Annotated in this window: 18 protein-coding genes; 13 read left to right on the top strand and 5 right to left on the bottom strand. The window is 57.6% G+C overall.

Annotated elements, in window-relative coordinates; genetic code table 11:
- A complete protein-coding gene (clpS, locus tag ASQ50_RS20050) occupies positions 1–360 on the bottom strand; it encodes an ATP-dependent Clp protease adapter ClpS (protein ID WP_058089551.1) in 360 nt (119 codons plus the stop codon).
- 344 nt (positions 361–704) lie between these two features.
- Here clpS and ASQ50_RS21750 point away from each other — a divergent pair, with 344 nt between their 5' ends.
- The 8 genes from ASQ50_RS21750 (at position 705) to ASQ50_RS20010 (ending at position 7,661) form a co-directional block, all read left to right on the top strand.
- Positions 705–1,016, top strand: a complete 312-nt coding sequence (locus ASQ50_RS21750) for a cold shock domain-containing protein (RefSeq protein ID WP_058089870.1) — start codon at positions 705–707, stop codon at positions 1,014–1,016.
- Between the two features lie 132 nt (positions 1,017–1,148).
- Entirely contained in the window at positions 1,149–1,778 is a 630-nt protein-coding gene (locus ASQ50_RS20040) for a pseudouridine synthase (protein ID WP_058089550.1), read from the top strand.
- Between the two features lie 2 nt (positions 1,779–1,780).
- Positions 1,781–2,230, top strand: coding sequence for an NUDIX hydrolase (locus tag ASQ50_RS20035; RefSeq protein ID WP_058089549.1), 450 nt, complete (start codon positions 1,781–1,783; stop codon positions 2,228–2,230).
- Positions 2,231–2,280: 50 nt separating this feature from the next.
- Complete coding sequence (gene mnmA / locus ASQ50_RS20030; protein WP_058089548.1) at positions 2,281–3,459, top strand: tRNA 2-thiouridine(34) synthase MnmA; 1,179 nt, start codon at positions 2,281–2,283, stop codon at positions 3,457–3,459.
- Positions 3,456–4,076 (top strand): high frequency lysogenization protein HflD, encoded by a 621-nt coding sequence (gene hflD, locus ASQ50_RS20025; RefSeq protein WP_058089547.1) that lies wholly within the window; start codon positions 3,456–3,458, stop codon positions 4,074–4,076. The genes mnmA and hflD overlap by 4 nt, the downstream gene beginning before the upstream one ends.
- An 82-nt stretch (positions 4,077–4,158) precedes the next feature.
- Positions 4,159–5,526 carry an adenylosuccinate lyase gene (gene purB, locus ASQ50_RS20020; protein WP_058089546.1) on the top strand — a complete coding sequence of 456 codons (1,368 nt, stop codon included), beginning with the start codon at positions 4,159–4,161 and terminating at the stop codon, positions 5,524–5,526.
- 14 nt (positions 5,527–5,540) lie between these two features.
- A complete protein-coding gene (locus ASQ50_RS20015; protein ID WP_058089545.1) occupies positions 5,541–6,692 on the top strand; it encodes a cupin domain-containing protein in 1,152 nt (383 codons plus the stop codon).
- Between the two features lie 3 nt (positions 6,693–6,695).
- Complete coding sequence (locus tag ASQ50_RS20010; RefSeq protein WP_058089544.1) at positions 6,696–7,661, top strand: GNAT family N-acetyltransferase; 966 nt, start codon at positions 6,696–6,698, stop codon at positions 7,659–7,661.
- Here ASQ50_RS20010 and ASQ50_RS20005 read toward each other — a convergent pair.
- Complete coding sequence (locus ASQ50_RS20005) at positions 7,650–8,660, bottom strand: LysR family transcriptional regulator (RefSeq protein WP_058089869.1); 1,011 nt, start codon at positions 8,658–8,660, stop codon at positions 7,650–7,652. The two genes, ASQ50_RS20010 and ASQ50_RS20005, sit on opposite strands and share 12 nt — an antisense overlap.
- A 244-nt stretch (positions 8,661–8,904) precedes the next feature.
- On the opposite strand from ASQ50_RS20005, the gene ASQ50_RS20000 reads away from it, so the two are divergent.
- Positions 8,905–9,675, top strand: coding sequence for a hypothetical protein (locus ASQ50_RS20000; RefSeq protein WP_058089543.1), 771 nt, complete (start codon positions 8,905–8,907; stop codon positions 9,673–9,675).
- A 110-nt stretch (positions 9,676–9,785) separates the two neighbouring features.
- Positions 9,786–12,068: an ATP-binding protein gene (locus ASQ50_RS19995; protein WP_082888559.1), complete on the top strand. Its 2,283-nt coding sequence runs from the start codon at positions 9,786–9,788 to the stop codon at positions 12,066–12,068.
- Here the strand turns inward: ASQ50_RS19995 and ASQ50_RS19990 are convergent.
- Positions 12,022–12,486, bottom strand: a complete 465-nt coding sequence (locus tag ASQ50_RS19990) for a MarR family winged helix-turn-helix transcriptional regulator (RefSeq protein WP_058089541.1) — start codon at positions 12,484–12,486, stop codon at positions 12,022–12,024. The genes ASQ50_RS19995 and ASQ50_RS19990 overlap by 47 nt on opposite strands.
- A gap of 1 nt (position 12,487) precedes the next feature.
- Entirely contained in the window at positions 12,488–12,973 is a 486-nt protein-coding gene (locus ASQ50_RS19985; RefSeq protein ID WP_058089540.1) for a glutathione peroxidase, read from the bottom strand.
- Positions 12,974–13,223: 250 nt separating this feature from the next.
- Between ASQ50_RS19985 and ASQ50_RS19980 the strand changes: the two genes are divergently transcribed.
- From ASQ50_RS19980 to htpX, 3 genes are all read left to right on the top strand, one after another.
- Positions 13,224–14,438, top strand: a complete 1,215-nt coding sequence (locus ASQ50_RS19980) for a pyridoxal phosphate-dependent aminotransferase (protein ID WP_058089539.1) — start codon at positions 13,224–13,226, stop codon at positions 14,436–14,438.
- Positions 14,439–14,449: 11 nt separating this feature from the next.
- Complete coding sequence (locus tag ASQ50_RS19975) at positions 14,450–14,923, top strand: hypothetical protein (RefSeq protein WP_058089538.1); 474 nt, start codon at positions 14,450–14,452, stop codon at positions 14,921–14,923.
- A 93-nt stretch (positions 14,924–15,016) separates the two neighbouring features.
- Complete coding sequence (htpX, locus tag ASQ50_RS19970) at positions 15,017–15,898, top strand: protease HtpX (protein WP_058089537.1); 882 nt, start codon at positions 15,017–15,019, stop codon at positions 15,896–15,898.
- Positions 15,899–15,958: 60 nt separating this feature from the next.
- On the opposite strand, the gene pdxB is transcribed toward htpX, so the two are convergent.
- On the bottom strand, positions 15,959–17,113 hold the full coding sequence (gene pdxB / locus ASQ50_RS19965) for a 4-phosphoerythronate dehydrogenase PdxB (protein WP_058089536.1): 1,155 nt from the start codon (positions 17,111–17,113) through the stop codon (positions 15,959–15,961).
- Between the last annotated feature and the right edge of the window lie 40 nt (positions 17,114–17,153).

The raw sequence follows: 17,153 nt of genomic DNA, 5'->3' as shown, positions 1-17,153 counted from the left end.
TCAGTCCGCACGTTCAATCTCGCAAAGGAGCGGATGCTCGCATTCCGAAGAATACTGGTTCACCTGTGCCGCCTTTGTTTCCGCGATGTCACGGGTATATACCCCACATACGGCTTTTCCCTGCGTATGGACGAGCAGCATCACCTGCGTCGCCTTTTCTTCGTTCATTCCGAAGAACTTCATCAGTACATCCACCACGAAATCCATGGGTGTGTAGTCATCGTTCAGGAGCACAACCCGATACCGGGCCGGGCGCTTCAGAGCTGGCTTCTCGGGCGCAACACTAACACCGTCATGACGCCCGGGCTGTTCGTCCTCCCCCTGATTAAATACTAGTAGAGAATTCTCAATTGTCCGCATGGTTCTGTTTACCGGTTATTCGGTTTCCTGACTAAATGTGGTTGCCCGCAACCCGGTTTTCAAGCGAAAGCCCGGTTCAAGCGTGAGTTATTTATCAATACGGACATGATACCGCTTCCGGACCTTGTTGAACCACTCATTCGGCGACTACTGCCCCTTGACTCGAGCCCGGGTTTGGCCGACAGTTAAGGTGCATTGTAAAATAATGTAAACCTGTGCAACCGGCATGTAACAGCAGGCGACACCTGCCATGTCGAATCGCACCATTTATGACCCGGCCCGTCCGGGTCTCAGGCAGCAATTCCAATAATAAGAGTGACAGCAAAGGAACAGGGGAGTTCATCATGCCTAGAGGCAAGGTCAAATGGTTCAACAACGCCAAGGGATACGGCTTTATCATCGAAGACGGCTGCAGCGATGACCTGTTCGCCCACTTCTCTTCGGTGCAAATGGACGGCTATAAAACGCTGAAAGCTGGCCAGGCGGTCACCTTTGAGAAAAAGCCCAGTGACAAAGGGGTGCACGCCGTCAATATCGTTCCTGACGAAACCCAGGCAAAGCAGCCTTCTGAAATTGGGGGCAAGCAGTCTGAGCCGTCCTCCCGGGACCAATCGTCAGGCCGGGACGGGTATCCGCCCAGAGCCGTTAACGCCTGAGAAGGCGCCTTGGCCAATCACTCTCACCTGCCAGTTCAGCTGGCAGGTACGTTTTTTTATGCTTTTTTCACAGGGGTTAATCCTATACGCTTGCCGCTTTCGAGCACCCGTTAGCGAGACAGGACCCCGTGCATGGCGGAGCTGATTCTATTCAACAAGCCATTTCAGGTGTTAAGCCAGTTCACCGACGAACGCCAGAACAATCCCCGCGCAACACTCGCCGACTGGATCAGGAAACCGGGCTTCTACCCCGCCGGCCGACTGGACTATGACTCCGAAGGCTTGCTCCTGCTGACCAACCACGGCCCGCTACAACATCGAATTGCCGCTCCCGACAACAAGATGCCAAAAACCTACTGGGTACAGGTGGAGGGTGAGATTTCCCAGCAGGCCATTGAGCAGCTTTGTCAGGGCGTTAAGCTGAAAGATGGGTTAACCCGGCCCGCCACAGCCCGCCGAATGAACGAACCGACCGTCTGGCCCAGGTTTCCGCCAGTCCGACACCGGGAAACCATTCCGACCAGCTGGCTTGAGCTCACCATCACCGAAGGCCGCAACCGCCAGGTACGGCGCATGACAGCAGCCGTTGGCTACCCTACCCTTAGACTTATTCGGTACCGGATTGGTGACTGGACGCTCGACAACCTCGCGCCCGGCCAGTATCGGCTTGAGGCTGTGCACCTGCCCGACAGCCCGGTAACCAGCAAACCGAAACCCGGCCGCCACAAATCGCGCCCGTTCAGACACAGGAGACCCCGTTAACCATGACCTGGAAACCCCATGCCACCGTCGCCGTTGTGGTCGAGAACGAACAGGGTCAGTTTCTGCTGGTTGAGGAAATCAGCAACGACAAGGTGGTGTTCAATCAACCAGCGGGCCACATTGAAGAAAACGAAGCCGTGCTGGATGCGGTGCGCCGTGAAACCCTGGAAGAGACCGGCTGGGAAGTGGAGCCTCAGTTCTTTTTGGGCGTATACACCTATAAAGCACCGGCCAACGGCGTTACCTATCACCGCTTTTGCTACGCCGCCCGCGCGATAAAGCAGGTCACCACGGAGCTGGACACCGGCATTATCCAGCCGCACTGGCTCAGCATTGAAGAAATTCGGGGCCTCGGCGACAAGCTCCGCAGCCCGTTGGTGCTGCGCTGTATCGAGGATTACCGAAATGGCCGGCAATTCCCCCTTGATGTCGTGGTGGATGACCAGACGTAACCACCACAAGATGATAAAATCGCCCTTTTCAACCGGCTACCGAAAGGCTCATGATCCAGAATCCTGACTCCAGTACTCCCAAGAACACCCGCGTGATTGTCGGCATGTCCGGTGGCGTGGACTCCTCTGTTGCCGCCTGGCTTCTGAAAGACCAGGGCTACCAGGTGGAAGGCCTGTTCATGAAAAACTGGGATGAAGACGACGGTACTGAGTACTGCACCGCCATGACCGACCTCGCCGATGCCCAGGCAGTGGCGGATGCCATTGGTATCAAGCTGCACACCGCCAGTTTTGCGGCTGAATACTGGGACCGGGTGTTTGAGCACTTTCTGTCAGAATACAGCGCAGGGCGCACCCCCAACCCGGACATCCTGTGCAACAAGGAAGTTAAATTCCGGGCATTTCTGGATTATGCCGTCACCCTGGGCGCCGACTACATCGCTACCGGCCACTACACCCGCCAGCGCCCTCTTAATGACGGCACTGGAAAGGCTCAACTGCTGAAGGGTCTGGACCCCAACAAGGATCAGAGCTACTTCCTGCACGCGGTGTCTGGTGACCGTATTGCGCGCACCTTGTTCCCGGTAGGAGAGCTGGAAAAACCGGAAGTTCGCCGTATTGCCGAGGAACAAGGCTTTGTTACCCACGACAAAAAAGATTCTACCGGTATCTGCTTCATCGGCGAGCGCAAGTTCACCGACTTCCTGAAGCAGTACCTGCCGGCCCAGCCCGGCGACATCGAAACACCGGAAGGCAAAGTGATCGGCAAACATCAGGGCCTGATGTATCACACCATTGGCCAGCGCCAGGGGCTGGGTATCGGCGGCCTCGCGGAATTTGGCGACGAGCCCTGGTATGTGGCTGAAAAAAACCTGTCCCGCAATGTACTGATTGCCGTTCAGGGCAAGAACCACCCACTGCTGTTTTCCCGCGGCCTGGTGTCTGGTGCCATTGACTGGGTGGCTGGTGAGCCGCCCACCCGGAGCTTCCGCTGCAAAGCAAAAACCCGCTATCGCCAGCCAGACCAGGACTGCGAAGTGACCGTTATCGAAGGCGGCGTCAAAGTGGTCTTTGACGATGCCCAGCGAGCCGTCACACCCGGCCAGTCCGTGGTGTTCTATCAGGGCGATGTCTGCCTGGGCGGCGGCGTGATCGAACACACCTGGCGGGATGGCGAAGCGCTGCCATCACGGCTGGAGCTAACTGTCGATGCAGGGGCCCGCGCATGAGCAAATCCCTGCACGACCAGACCCTGGCGTTGGCTGGCCTGTTCCAGGCAGCAGCACTGGTGCGGCAGATTGCCCATAATGGGAGCTGTAGCGACGAGTCCCTGGAAACCTGCATACGCTCTCTGTTCGCCACCGATCCAGCGTCCACCCTGGATGTTTACGGGGGCGAATTGTCCGACATCCGTGAAGGCCTGGAGGCCCTGTCTACCTCACTGGCGCAACAGAGCCGCCCACAGGACGTCGAGATATTGCGATACGTGCTGAACCTCGTTCATCTCGAGTCCAAACTCAAACGCGACGGCGACATGCTCGATGTGATTGGCAGCCGGATTGAACAGGCACGGCATACCGCCAGCCACTTCGGATACACCCACAGCAACCTGATCGGCAATCTGGCGTCCATTTACACAGACACCATCAGCACGTTCCGCCTACGCATTCAGGTCAGCGGCAACCCCCAGGTGCTGCAGCGGGAAGAAAATGCAGCGAAGGTCCGCGCCCTGTTGCTGGCTGGTATCCGCTCGGCAGTGCTCTGGCGTCAGAGCGGCGGCCACCGCTGGCAGCTGATCTTCAAACGCAAAAAGGTCATCATGCACGCCCGGGAGTTGCTGCGCTGATTCGCAGCGCCCTCTGGTGTATCATTAGCGCCTTCTTAATATTCCCGATCCGATTTTTCTTTGATGAACTGAGAGGTTTTCGATGGAACTCACCGCCCTGACCGCCATTTCCCCGGTCGATGGTCGCTACGGCAGTAAAGTCAGCGTATTTCGCAGCATCTTCAGTGAATACGGCCTGATCCGTAACCGGGTAACTGTCGAAATCCGCTGGTTGCAGAAACTGGCCGCTCACCCGGCCATTACCGAAGTGCCAGCATTCTCCGACGAAGCCAACGCCTTCCTGGACAAAATGGTCAGCGAATTCAGCCTGGCTGACGCCGAGCGCATCAAGGACATCGAACGCACCACCAACCACGATGTCAAAGCGGTCGAGTACCTGATCAAAGAAAAGATAGCCGATGTGCCCGAACTGCACGCGGTGACCGAATTCGTTCACTTTGCCTGCACTTCCGAAGACATCAATAACCTGTCTCACGGGCTGATGCTGCGCGAAGGCCTGGACCACGGCCTGTTGCCGGCTATGGACAAAGTCGTCGACAAACTGGCCGAGTTGGCCAAGGAACATGCCGAACAGCCCATGCTGTCTCGCACCCACGGACAAACCGCGTCTCCCACCACCGTCGGCAAGGAACTGGCCAACGTAGTGTATCGCCTGCGCCGCCAGTTGATGCAAATCCGCGAAGTGGAAATCATGGGCAAGATCAACGGTGCGGTCGGCAACTACAACGCCCATCTGTCCGCCTATCCGGATGTGGACTGGGCAGCCAACGCCGAAGAGTTCATTGAGAGCCTGGGCCTGGACTGGAACCCGTACACCACTCAGATCGAGCCCCACGACTACATCGCCGAACTGTATGACGCCATTGCCCGCTTCAATACCATCCTGATCGATCTGGACCGGGACATCTGGGGTTACATCTCCCTGGGCTACTTCAAACAGAAGACAGTGGCCGGCGAGATTGGCTCCTCCACCATGCCCCACAAGGTAAACCCCATCGACTTCGAGAACTCCGAGGGCAACCTGGGCATCGCCAACGCGCTCTTCAGCCACCTGTCTGCCAAGCTGCCAATCTCCCGCTGGCAGCGTGACCTGACCGACTCCACAGTGCTGCGTAATCTGGGCGTGGGCTTTGCTCACAGCCTGATTGCCTATGAGGCTACCCTGAAGGGCCTGGGCAAACTGGAAATCAACCCGGCCCGCCTCAACGAAGACCTGAACAACGCCTGGGAAGTGCTGGCCGAGCCGATCCAGACCGTGATGCGCCGTTACAACATCGAAAAACCCTACGAAAAGCTCAAAGACTTGACCCGTGGCAAAGCCATGAGCCCGGAAGTCATCAAGAATTTCGTCGAAACACTGGATATTCCGGAGCACGCCAAGGCCGAACTGCGCGCCCTGACACCGGATACCTACATTGGTAATGCCGTCGAACAGGCCGGCAATATTTAACCTGGAGCAACACCATGGACATGCTTGGCGGACTGACAGCTTCTGAATTTCTGCGGGACTACTGGCAGAAGAAGCCGCTGGTTATCCGTCAGGCATTTCCCGGCTTCCGGTGTCCGGTCAGTCCGGACGAACTGGCCGGGCTAGCCTGTGAGGAAGCAGTAGAATCTCGCATCGTGATCGAGAACGATGCCGGTAAACCCTGGCAACTGCACAACGGTCCTTTCAACCCGGACCGCTTCAGTGACTTGCCGGAACAGGACTGGACCTTACTGGTTCAGGGCCTGGACCACTGGGTACCGGAGATTGCCGACCTGCTCGACAACTTCCGCTTCATTCCCAACTGGCGTCTGGATGACATCATGGCCAGCTACGCCCCGAAAGGTGGCAGCGTTGGCCCCCACTACGACATGTATGATGTTTTCCTGCTGCAGGCCCAGGGCCACCGGCGCTGGACGTTCGGCGGCCACTGTGACCATACCTCGCCGAGAGTAGAAGGCACCCCACTGCGCATCCTGAGCAGCTGGGATGGCGAGGAAACCGTCACCCTGGCCCCGGGCGACATGCTGTACCTGCCCCCGGGTATAGGCCACCACGGCGTGGCTGAAGACGACTGTATTACTCTGTCCGTGGGTTTTCGTGCCCCGACCATCGATGACTTGCTCACCAGTTTTACCGATTTTCTCAGTCAGAAAGAAAAAGCCGCCGAGCATCTGGATGACCCGGACCTTCGAGTACAGGACAACCCCGGTACCATCGGCCCGGAGGTCATCAACCGCCTGGACACCATCATCCGTGAACAACTGGGTGATCGCCGCAACCTGGCCCTGTGGTTTGGCCAGTTCGCCACCGCTCCCAAGAGCCTGGAAATTGTGGTGCCGGCGGATGAACCTGCAGAAGCAGAAGATCTGGCTGAAGCCATCCGCGCCGGCGAGCAACTGCGCTGGAACGAGGGTTCCCGCTTCGCCTATCATGAACTGGACAGTGAAACTGCCCTGTTTGTGGATGGCGAACAATACCTTCTGAAAGGCGATGCCCGGCCACTGGCGCCACTACTCTGCGCCAGCGCCAGGATGAATATGGCCGCGCTGGCAGAGTTTGCCGGCGACGAGGCCTTGCTTGGCCTGCTAACCAATCTGTACAACCAGGGCTCGGTGTATTTCGAGTAAGCCATGAACCTGAGATTCCGAAAATACAGCTGGCAACCGGCGCCATCATCCATCAGGGACATCCGCCAACGGGTGTTCGTTGAGGAACAGCAGGTGCCACCGGAGCTGGAGTGGGACGACACCGACGAGATTGCTGACCATTACCTGGCGGTGGATGACAGCAACACACCGGTGGCTACCGCTCGCCTTTTCTCCACAATGGAGGAAACCGGTTACATCGGTCGTATGGCGGTGTTGCCGGAGTATCGTGGCCGGGGGGCTGGTGATGCCCTGCTCAGACACCTGCTGGCCGAATCCGCTGGTCGCTTCCAGGAACTGAAACTCTCCGCCCAGCAGCACGCCACCGGGTTCTACCAACGCTTCGGCTTTCACATCTGCTCGGATATCTATGATGACGCTGGCATTCCCCACCTGGATATGCGCTGCCTGGCTCCCACACTGGCCAGTAATCCAGGTGATCAACGCGCGAAGCCACTGATTCTTGGCGAGGATTCCGAAAGCTGGCTGTTCGGCGATGAAAGCACCATGCTGGAATTGATGGACTCATTGGTAGCCCAAGCCGGCCAACGCATATGGCTGTATGACGACGTGCTTGATCACGGCCTCTACGACCGCTACCCGTTACGGGAACTGATCTCTGCGGTGGCTCGCCGGCACCGGCTTAGCGAAGTGCGCATCCTGATTCACGATGACAAGCCGTTGGTTAAACGCCGGCACCAACTGGTAGAGCTGATGCGCCGGCTCACCAGCCGGATTGAGCTGCGGTTGGTCAACACCGATTATCCGATGGAAAACCAGCCGTTCCTGCTGGCAGACCGTGAGGGTGTACTGTACCGCCACGATTTCAATAAGCCGGAAGGCTTCGCCAATTTTGCCAACCCGGGCCGGGTCAAGCTCATGGAGGAAGCCTTCCAGCGCATGTGGGATGCTAGCCGGGGCTCGCTGGAACTTCGGGAACTACCGCTCTGAATGCAGCCCCGGGGTAGCTTGTGGCGACTCAAATCTGGCACCGAAGGGTGCAAACTCCTCGTCCACTTCTTCCGCCACCTCGGCAATCAGCTTACGCAACCATTGATGATCGCTGTTGTGCTGCAGTAATGGACTCCAGGCCATTTTCAGCTCGAACGGCGGAATCTCGAACGGTGGCACCTTCACCACCAGGTTCGGGTTGTCTTTCTGCAACCAGGCCGCGCGAGATGGCAGAGTGGCAATCAGGTCATGCTGCTCCGCCAGCAACATGGCCACCTGATAATGCCGGGTGAAAACCGAGATCTGCCGCTTGCGGCCCATTCGCCCCAAGGCTTCGTCTACCCACCCCAGCCGCTGGACATCCTTGGGGTTCACCCCCACGCCCACACCAAAACCGGTTTTACTGACCCAGATATGGCTGGCATCCAGGTAGGTATCCAGGGTAAACGGCTCTTTAAGAATGGGATTACGGGCATTCATCAGGCAGGCAAAATACTCGATCCACAAGGTTTTCTGGTGGAACGATTGAGGAATCTTGTCGAAACGGTTGATGGCCATATCCAGCCGGCCCTGCTCCACATCCAGAAAGCTCACGTCGCTGGGGGTCAGCACGTCCAGGGTAACGTGGGGCGCCTCCTGGCGAATCCGCCGCAACACCCTGGGCATCAGACAGGATTCCGCGTAGTCACTGGCCATGATACGGAATACCCGCTGGCTCTCCTGGGCAGCAAAGGGGGTTTTCTCCTGCACCGCCTGTTCAATGTCCGACAGAATGCCACGGACCAACGGCTGCAGTTCCCGGGCCCGCTCCGTGGCTGTCATGCCTTCACTGGTACGCACCAGCAACGGGTCGCCAAACAGATCCCGTAACCGGCGCAAACCGTTGCTCATAGCAGGCTGGGTGATGCCCAGATGATTGGCGGCCTTGGTGACATTGCGTTCACGCAGCAGCACGTCAAGGTATACAAGCAGATTGAGATCTACCCGGGAAATGTCCATGCAAAAAATCCTGGAAAGCAGAGTGGCGGCACCGGTCTGGCCCGCCCACACATTCACCAGACCAATATACAGGAAACCCACAATTCATTAAATGAATGAAGTATTTCCTGTACTTACAACCGGAAACGGACGATTGCCCAGATTTCTGCTAGGCTTTCAGGGCGTTACCCAATAATATCTGACAATTAGAGGCGCGCCCCCAAAGGCGGTCCGTTCACTGTAATCCGGAGCCATTACCGACACCATGGATACCACCACCATTGTGCTGCTGCTCGCGGCGATCGTCACCGTCTCACTGGTCATTATCGTTATCAGTCAGATGCGTGAAAAGGCGCGGATTGAGCGGGTTCGCAAGATGACCGCCCGGGAAGACGAATACAATCGCGCCTACCGCCTGTTCTCGGAGATTCCGGCCCAGTACCTGTCTCCCGACCTCAAGCTGCTGCTGCTCAAGCGCATGGAGGAATCCTGTCACGATCTGGTCGCGCTTAAGTCCGAGCAACCGGTCAGCGAATGGCTCGACACCATCAAACAGACCAGGAAACAGGTACTGGAGAACAATGATAACCGGGCATCGGTCAGAATCGACTCCCCCGAGAAAGCAACCTACGTCAAAGAACTGCTTCAAAGCCTGTTCAAAATGATTGAGGCCATGCACAAAGCCGGCCGGCTCGACACCGCCAGCGCCAAAAAGCACCTGAAGCATGTGCTGTTTCTGGTGCACAAGACCCACGCCGACCTGCACGTTTTCCAGGCCCGGGACCATATCCGGCAGAACCAGATCCGCAAGGCTATCCATGCATACCACCTGGCCAGCACGGAAATGGGTAAATCCAAAGATAATCCGCTGGCCATGAAAGCCGTCAAGAGCTTCAGAACACGCATCAAGGAGCTTGAAGCCGGTATGGCCGACGGCACCACACAAACCGAGAGCCACTCAAAGCTCGACCGGGAATGGGATAACTTCTTGCAGGATGATGGCACCTGGAAGAAAAAGGCTGATTACGACGACTGAGGAACACGCTTTACCCCATTGACCAGCCACAGGGACGACCATTCACCGTGTTAAAGAGCTTCCGGCACAGACTTTCCTACCGCCTTACCCGCGACACCGTACTGGTGGCCATGGCTCTTGGCCTGATTCTGAACCTGATTCAGATCACCCTCGACTATTTCTCGGCGAAAGACGCCATGGAACAGGACATACGGGCACTGATCGAGATCAGTAACAGTCCAGCGTCCCAGATTGCCTACAATATCGACGTGAGGCTGGCCGAGGAACTGCTGGATGGCCTGTTACGCCACCCGGCGACCATAGATGCGCGGATTGTGGACAGTGATGGCCAGACCATGTCGGCCGCCAGCCAAAGTAGCCCGATCTCCCGATACCGCTGGATCAGCGATCTGCTGTTCGGTTCCAGCAGTGTCTTCAGCACAGAACTCCAGGTACCCCAGTTACAGGACCTGCCATTGGGCCATCTGGTTGTCACCATCGATACCTGGCACTACGGCTGGCAGTTCCTGCAGCGGGCAGTCAACACATTCGTCATTGGACTGTTCAAGAGCCTGGTGCTGTCGGTTGCGCTGCTTGGCATTTTCTATTTCGTGCTGACCCGCCCCATGCTCAACGTGATTGAAGCATTGAGTCGGGTCAGGGCCAGCACCCCGGAAAAAGTCCGGCTGCCGGTGCCTGCCAACCATCGTTTTGACGAAATCGGCACCATGGTTGGCATCATCAACCAGCACCTTGAACACATGGAAGGCAGCGTGGCCCAGTTGAGGGCAGCCGAAAGCGCCATGAAAAACTACTCCAGCCAGCTGGAGCAGGAAGTTGAAGATCGAACACGGGAGATTTCGGAAAAGAATCAGGCCTTGCAACGGGGTAATCGGGCGTTGGTTCGTGCCAAGGAAGACGCGGTGCGACGGGCCCGGGCACGAGCCAACTTCCTGGCCAGCATGAGCCATGAGATCCGCACCCCCCTGAACGGGGTGCTGGGAATGCTCGGGCTGGCGCTGGAAAGTGAACAGGACGCTGGCCAGAGAAACCGCCTGGAGATTGCATTGAACGCCGGTGAGAGCCTGCTTGGCCTGCTCAACGACATTCTTGACATCTCCAAGGTCGAAGCCGGAAAACTCAATCTCGAGAATATTCCGTTCAGCGTTCGCGACCTGGTAGAGGAATGCTCAACGCTTCACGCCCAACAGGCTCGCCGCAAACACATCAATCTGGTCAATGAAACCGACCCTATGCTACCCGAGCAGTTTCTGGGCGACCCGACGCGCACGCGCCAGATCCTCAATAATCTGCTCAGTAACGCGGTCAAGTTTACCGACGATGGCCATGTCAGGGTGCGCACCACCTACTCCGGTGGAAGTCTTCGCGTGGAGGTTATTGATAGCGGCATAGGCATGTCCAAAGAAGGCTTGCACCGGATCTTCTCGCCGTTTTCGCAGGCCGACACCGACACCACCCGGCTGTACGGCGGCACCGGTCTTGGCCTGACGCTGTGCCGCCAACTGGTGGAACGTATGCACGGGCAGATACTGGTGGATTCCAGCGAGGGCGCCGGTACTCATTTCACCGTCACCCTGCCCCTGCCGGTACATGAACCCGCACACCCGACCCTGCCAGAAGCCGCTGCCACCCGGCTGTGCGAAACAGGTGTTGCCATGGCCATACCGCAGGATCACCCGCACCGGCTGGCGATTGAATCACAACTGCGAGCCTGGGCTATCCCGGTCAGAAGCGCCAGCCGTCATCCAAAGGGCATCTTGCTGGTGGCCGCAGAGCCAGGCGACGAAGAGTGCAAGGCCTTTGCCGATGACTGGCAGGGAATGGGCGTTATCCTGGCAGACAGCACTGGCTCAATCAGTTCCCGCCGTCCCGGTCAGTTTATTCTGCCGCTGCCGCTCAGACGCACCGAACTCTACCACTGCCTCTGCGCCGCCGCAGGATTGCCGGACAGCGGAAGTTCACAACCGCTGGATCAATCAACCAGGGCCGCGAGAACCGAGAACCAACTCACCCTGCTGTTGGTCGAGGATAATCAGGTCAATCAGCTGGTCGCCAGCAGCCTGCTGAAAAAGCTGGGCCATCGGGTAGACCATGCAGAGAATGGCCAGAGGGCATTGGAGGCGTTGCAAAAGCGCCGTTACGACCTGGTTCTTATGGATTGCCAGATGCCCGTTATGGATGGTTATGAGGCAACCCGGGCCATCAGGCGCAACCCGGAATGGCAAAACTTGCCGATTATTGCGGTGACCGCCAATGTTATGCAGGGTGATCGGGAGGATTGCCTGGAAGCCGGAATGAACGATTACATCACCAAACCCTACAAGCGTGAGGAGCTCAGGGCCGTTATCAATCGCTGGGCCCCGAACGCTCCAGAACCTCAAGCAGACTTCTGAGCTCCTGCCGAAGGGCGACCAACCGTTCCGGCGCCACATCCAGGCCGCACATCAATTGCCCTGGCACCCCGCGAGCCTGTTCCCGTAACCGCCAGCCGTCGCCTGTCAGGCTAAGGCGAACAACCCGCTCGTCACTTGCCTGCCGGCGCCGGATGAGCAGGCCGCGCTCCTCCAGCCGCTTCAAAAGCGGCGTGAGAGTGCCACTGTCCAGGCGCAACCGGGCGCCTATATCCGATACCCGGGCGGCCTCGCCAACCGGGCCATGCTCCCAGAGAGCCAGCATCACCAGATACTGCGGATAGGTCAGTCCCAGTTCCGCCAGCACGGGACGATACCGCGCTGTGACGGCCCGATTGAGGGCATAGAGGGCAAAGCAGATCTGGTTATCGAGCGCCAGCCTCTGATCATCACCGTTCATGTCAGAGCAGCTTCTCGATATCAGCACGAATGTCAGCGGGTTTCGCTGTGGGTGCGTAACGGCGGATTACCTGCCCGTCGCGGTTGACCAGAAACTTGGTAAAGTTCCACTTTACCTTCTCAGAACCCATCAGCCCCTTCGCTTCCCGCTTCAAAAACTGGAACAGCGGATGCGCGCCATCCCCGTTCACATCAACCTTGGCAAACATCGGGAAGCTGACACCGTAATTCAGGGAACAGAACTGACTGATGGCATCCTCATTTGCGGGATCCTGATTCATGAACTGGTTACAGGGAAAGCCCAATACCTCGAATCCCTGGTCACCGAGTTCCTCATGCAGCGCTTGCAAGCCCTCAAATTGAGGTGTGAAGCCACACTTTGACGCGGTGTTCACAATCAGCAAGACCTTTCCCTTGTAATCCGCCATGGAGGCTTCATTGCCCTTAATGTCACGAACACTGAAATCGTAAATGGATTCGCCAGACATACGTTTACTCCTGTCGATGATTTGCATGATTTTATATTGTGCACAATATAATTTTGTAAAGCCACACTCAAAAAAGTCTTAACGGGCCAGTGATCCAGAGTTCACTTTCAAAAACCGCCGCAAACTATCCGTATTTGCCCACAATTCAACACATTTGCCCCTGTTGCCCCGGGGCTCCCCTCCGCTAGAATAGGATGCTTCCGTTTACCGGAACCTCTTTCAGACTGTTTGTTAAGGACGCCAGCGACCCATGCAGAACTATTTCAAATCCGCCAAGCTCGACAATGTGTGTTATGAAATTCGTGGCGTGGTTCTGCGTGAGGCGCGTCGCCTTGAAGAAGAGGGCCATCGGGTTCTCAAACTCAACATTGGCAACCCGGCAGCGTTTGAGCTTGACGTGCCGGAAGAGATCCAGCAAGACGTTATCTACAACATGCACCAGGCCCAGGGATACGTGGAGTCCAAGGGGCTTTTCTCTGCACGAAAGGCCGTGATGCATTACTGCCAGCAACGGGGCATTGCCAAGGTCGATATTGACGACATTTTCCTGGGCAACGGCGTCAGTGAGCTGATCGTCATGTCGATGCAGGCACTGCTGAACACCGGCGATGAAGTGCTGATTCCGGCACCGGATTACCCGCTCTGGACCGCCGCTGTCACCCTCTCCAGCGGCAAGCCGGTGCATTACCGGTGCGACGAGCAACAGGGTTGGTTTCCGGACATTGATGACATCAAGAAAAAGATCACCCGACGTACCCGGGCCATTGTGTTGATCAACCCCAACAACCCCACCGGTGCCGTCTATTCGGAAGAGCTATTGCAGCAGGTCATCGAGCTGGCCCGCCAGCACAACCTGATCATTCTCTCGGACGAGATCTACGACAAGATCCTGTATGACGGCACCCAGCACACTTCCATTGCCTCACTGGCCGACGACGTGCTGTTCTTCACCTATAACGGACTGTCGAAGAACTACCGGGCAGCCGGCTACCGATCCGGCTGGATGATCATCAGCGGTGCCAAACACCGTGCCCGGGACCTGATCGAGGGCATCGAGATGCTCTCCAACATGCGCCTGTGTGCCAACGTGCCGGCACAGCTGGCCATCCAGACGTCCCTGGGTGGCTACCAGTCCATCAACGATCTGGTAGCACCTGGCGGCCGGCTGTACGAACAGAGAGAAACTGCCTGGCGCATGCTCAACGACATTCCCGGCGTCACTTGTGTTAAACCCCAGGGCGCCCTGTACCTGTTCCCAAGGCTGGACCCAAAGCACTTCCCGGTGGTCAACGATGAAAAGCTGGTACTCGACCTTCTGCTGCAGGAGAAAATCCTGCTGGTACAAGGCTCCGCCTTCAACATTGATGACAAACAGCATCTGCGGGTGGTCTTCCTCCCCCGGGAGGATACCCTGGCAGACGCCATGGGCCGACTGGGCAATTTCCTGGAGCATTACCGCCAGTAACCGGAGCTGATATGGCCGACATACACGTCGAGGAGTTCTACAAGGACGTCGCAATTGCGTTGATCCAGCTTTATGCTGCGTTTCCGAGACGGATTAACCTGTTCGTCGAAGACATCGCCGGGCCGGACGAGCCCGACGAATTCGGCCTGCACAGCAAACGGCACATGGCTTGCTTCGGCGCGCTCCTGTGGCTTTCGGAAGAGGGTTTGCTGCGCTACGTTGACACGATTCGGCAGGAAGCCCTGGATCAGGCGGTACTGACCCGCGAAGCCTTTGTGCGCCTCAGCGCCCCCGCACCCCAGGCGTTGATCCGGGAGTTGAATGCCTCCAGCGCTGAAGCGGAACTGCCACCGTCTGTACAGAAAGACCTTTCAACCTATATCCACCTGCTGAGATCGGCCCTCAAGAGTGGCAGCTCCAGCCGTATCAGCCTGGCCGTTCAGTCCTCCTTCTTCCTGGATACCGGCGCGGGGAGCGTGCATTAAATCCAGGTAAGACTCTTGAAGGCGTGAACCCGGACCACATATATCGGTCAGAAAGGCAACCAGTTTCAGGGAACGTTAACACGGGAATAGACTATGCGGATTTTGTTGTTTCTGGCCACCAACCTGGCGGTCATCCTGGTCGCAAGTTTTACCTTGCGCCTGCTGGGCGTTGACAGCTACCTGGCCCAACAGGGCATCAATTACGGTTCGCTCCTGGCGTTTGCGGCCGTATTCGGCTTTGCGGGTGCCATCATCTCGCTGCTGATTTCCAAACCCATGGCCAAGTGGAGCACCAAAGCCCGGGTTATCGACTCCCCCAGAACTCCGGCCGAACGCTGGCTGGTGGACACGGTGGCAGAGCTGTCAAAGAAAGCGGGCATCGGCATGCCTGAAGTCGCGATTTTCCCTGCCTCCCAGTCCAACGCTTTTGCCACCGGCTGGAACAAGAACGACTCACTGGTAGCCGTTAGCGAGGGGCTGCTGCACCGCTTCAACAAGGATGAGATCCGGGCCGTACTGGGCCATGAGATTGGCCATGTGGCCAACGGCGACATGGTCACACTGGCGCTGATCCAGGGTGTGGTGAACACCTTTGTGATTTTCGCCTCCCGGGTCATCGGCTCCTTCGTCGACCGGGTGGTGTTCAAGAACGAAAATGGCCATGGCATCGGCTTTTTTGTCGTCAGTATCGCGGCCGAGATTGTCCTGGGCATACTGGCTAGCACCATTGTGTTCTGGTTCTCCCGCCGCCGGGAGTTCCGGGCTGACATCGCTGGAGCTCAGCTTGCCGGTACCGGAGCGATGATCAGCGCGCTGGCTCGCCTGAAGCAGGAGAGTGAAGTGCCGGATCAAATGCCCGATACCCTCCAGGCCTTCGGCATTAATCGCGGCGCCCGGGCCGGCCTGGCAGCCTTGTTCATGACTCACCCACCACTGGAAGATCGCATCGCAGCTCTGCAGAACGCCAGGGTTTGACAGAAAACAAAAGGGGGCGCTATCGGCGCCCCCTTTGCATGTGCAATCAGGTAATGTTGATCAGATCTTGAGTTTGCAGCCCAGCGCACGGAAACCGTCCTGGAGCGATTTACTGGTCCCTTTGAGCTGAACCTTCAGGCTGGAGCACTCCCGGCGCACCGGATAGTCCCGGCGCAGGCGGTCAAACGCCACCGCCCGTTGCTCCGGATTTCCCCGCATGGCCAGTCTCAGCCTGGCATCATCCCGCCTTGGGTCATAACAGACCCGCAGTGCCGTACGAATGGCCTCATCTTCCTCGGCTGAACTGGTAAACGAGACTTTGCTGACCGCTGGTTCAGGTAAAAACTGGCCTGCTTTCTTGCGTATGGGCAGGCCCAGGAACTGACACAGCGCCCGATAAACCATTTCCGTGCCCTGCATCTTGCCTTCCAGGCTGTACCCGGCAATATGGGGCGTCGCGAGCCATACCTTGTCCACAAGATCGGGACGTATCCCAGGCTCATGCTCCCAGACATCCAGGGCCACCAGCGGTGCATCAGCCTGTTCCAGTCTGCGCATCAAGGCCTCGGAATCAACAACTTCTCCCCTACCACCGTTGATCAGCAGTTGATCGGCGCCGATCAACGCCAGCTCCGGGTCAGACACCATGTGCCAGGTGGCGTGGGGCTGATGGCGGGTTAATGGCGTATGCAGGGTAACCACGTCACACTCCAGCGCCTCAGCCAGACTGACAAAGGGCAGCTCAGCACCGGGTTCCCGTTCCTGCCTCGGCGGGTCACACAGGCGCACCTCAAAACCAAGGCGCTCCAGGCATTGAGCCAGCTGACCACCGACATTACCAACGCCAACGATACCAACCGTCAGGGATGTCCAATCGTCCAGCCCCCGTCGCTCAGCAAACAGCGATACCACCGACAACACGTATTCGGCCACACTGGTGGCGTTGCATCCGGGGGCGGCGGCAAAGCCGATACCCCTCGCCTGCAACCACTCCAGGTCAATATGGTCTGTGCCAATGGTCGCAGTACCCACAAAACGAACCCGGCTGCCTTCAAGCAACTCCCGGTTAACACGGGTCACCGAACGAACCAGCAGGATATCCGCATCCTGCACCTGCTCACGACTCAGTGTTCGCCCTGTAACCCGGCGTATTTCTCCAATATCACCGAAGAACGCGTCCAGTAAAGGAATGTTCTCGTCCGCAACGATCAGCATAACCTGGTCTCCATCACCCTAAATCGCCCTGTACCAACGC

Source organism: Marinobacter sp. LQ44, from assembly GCF_001447155.2.
GTDB lineage: Bacteria > Pseudomonadota > Gammaproteobacteria > Pseudomonadales > Oleiphilaceae > Marinobacter.
This window is presented reverse-complemented; position numbering and strand designations above follow the sequence as displayed.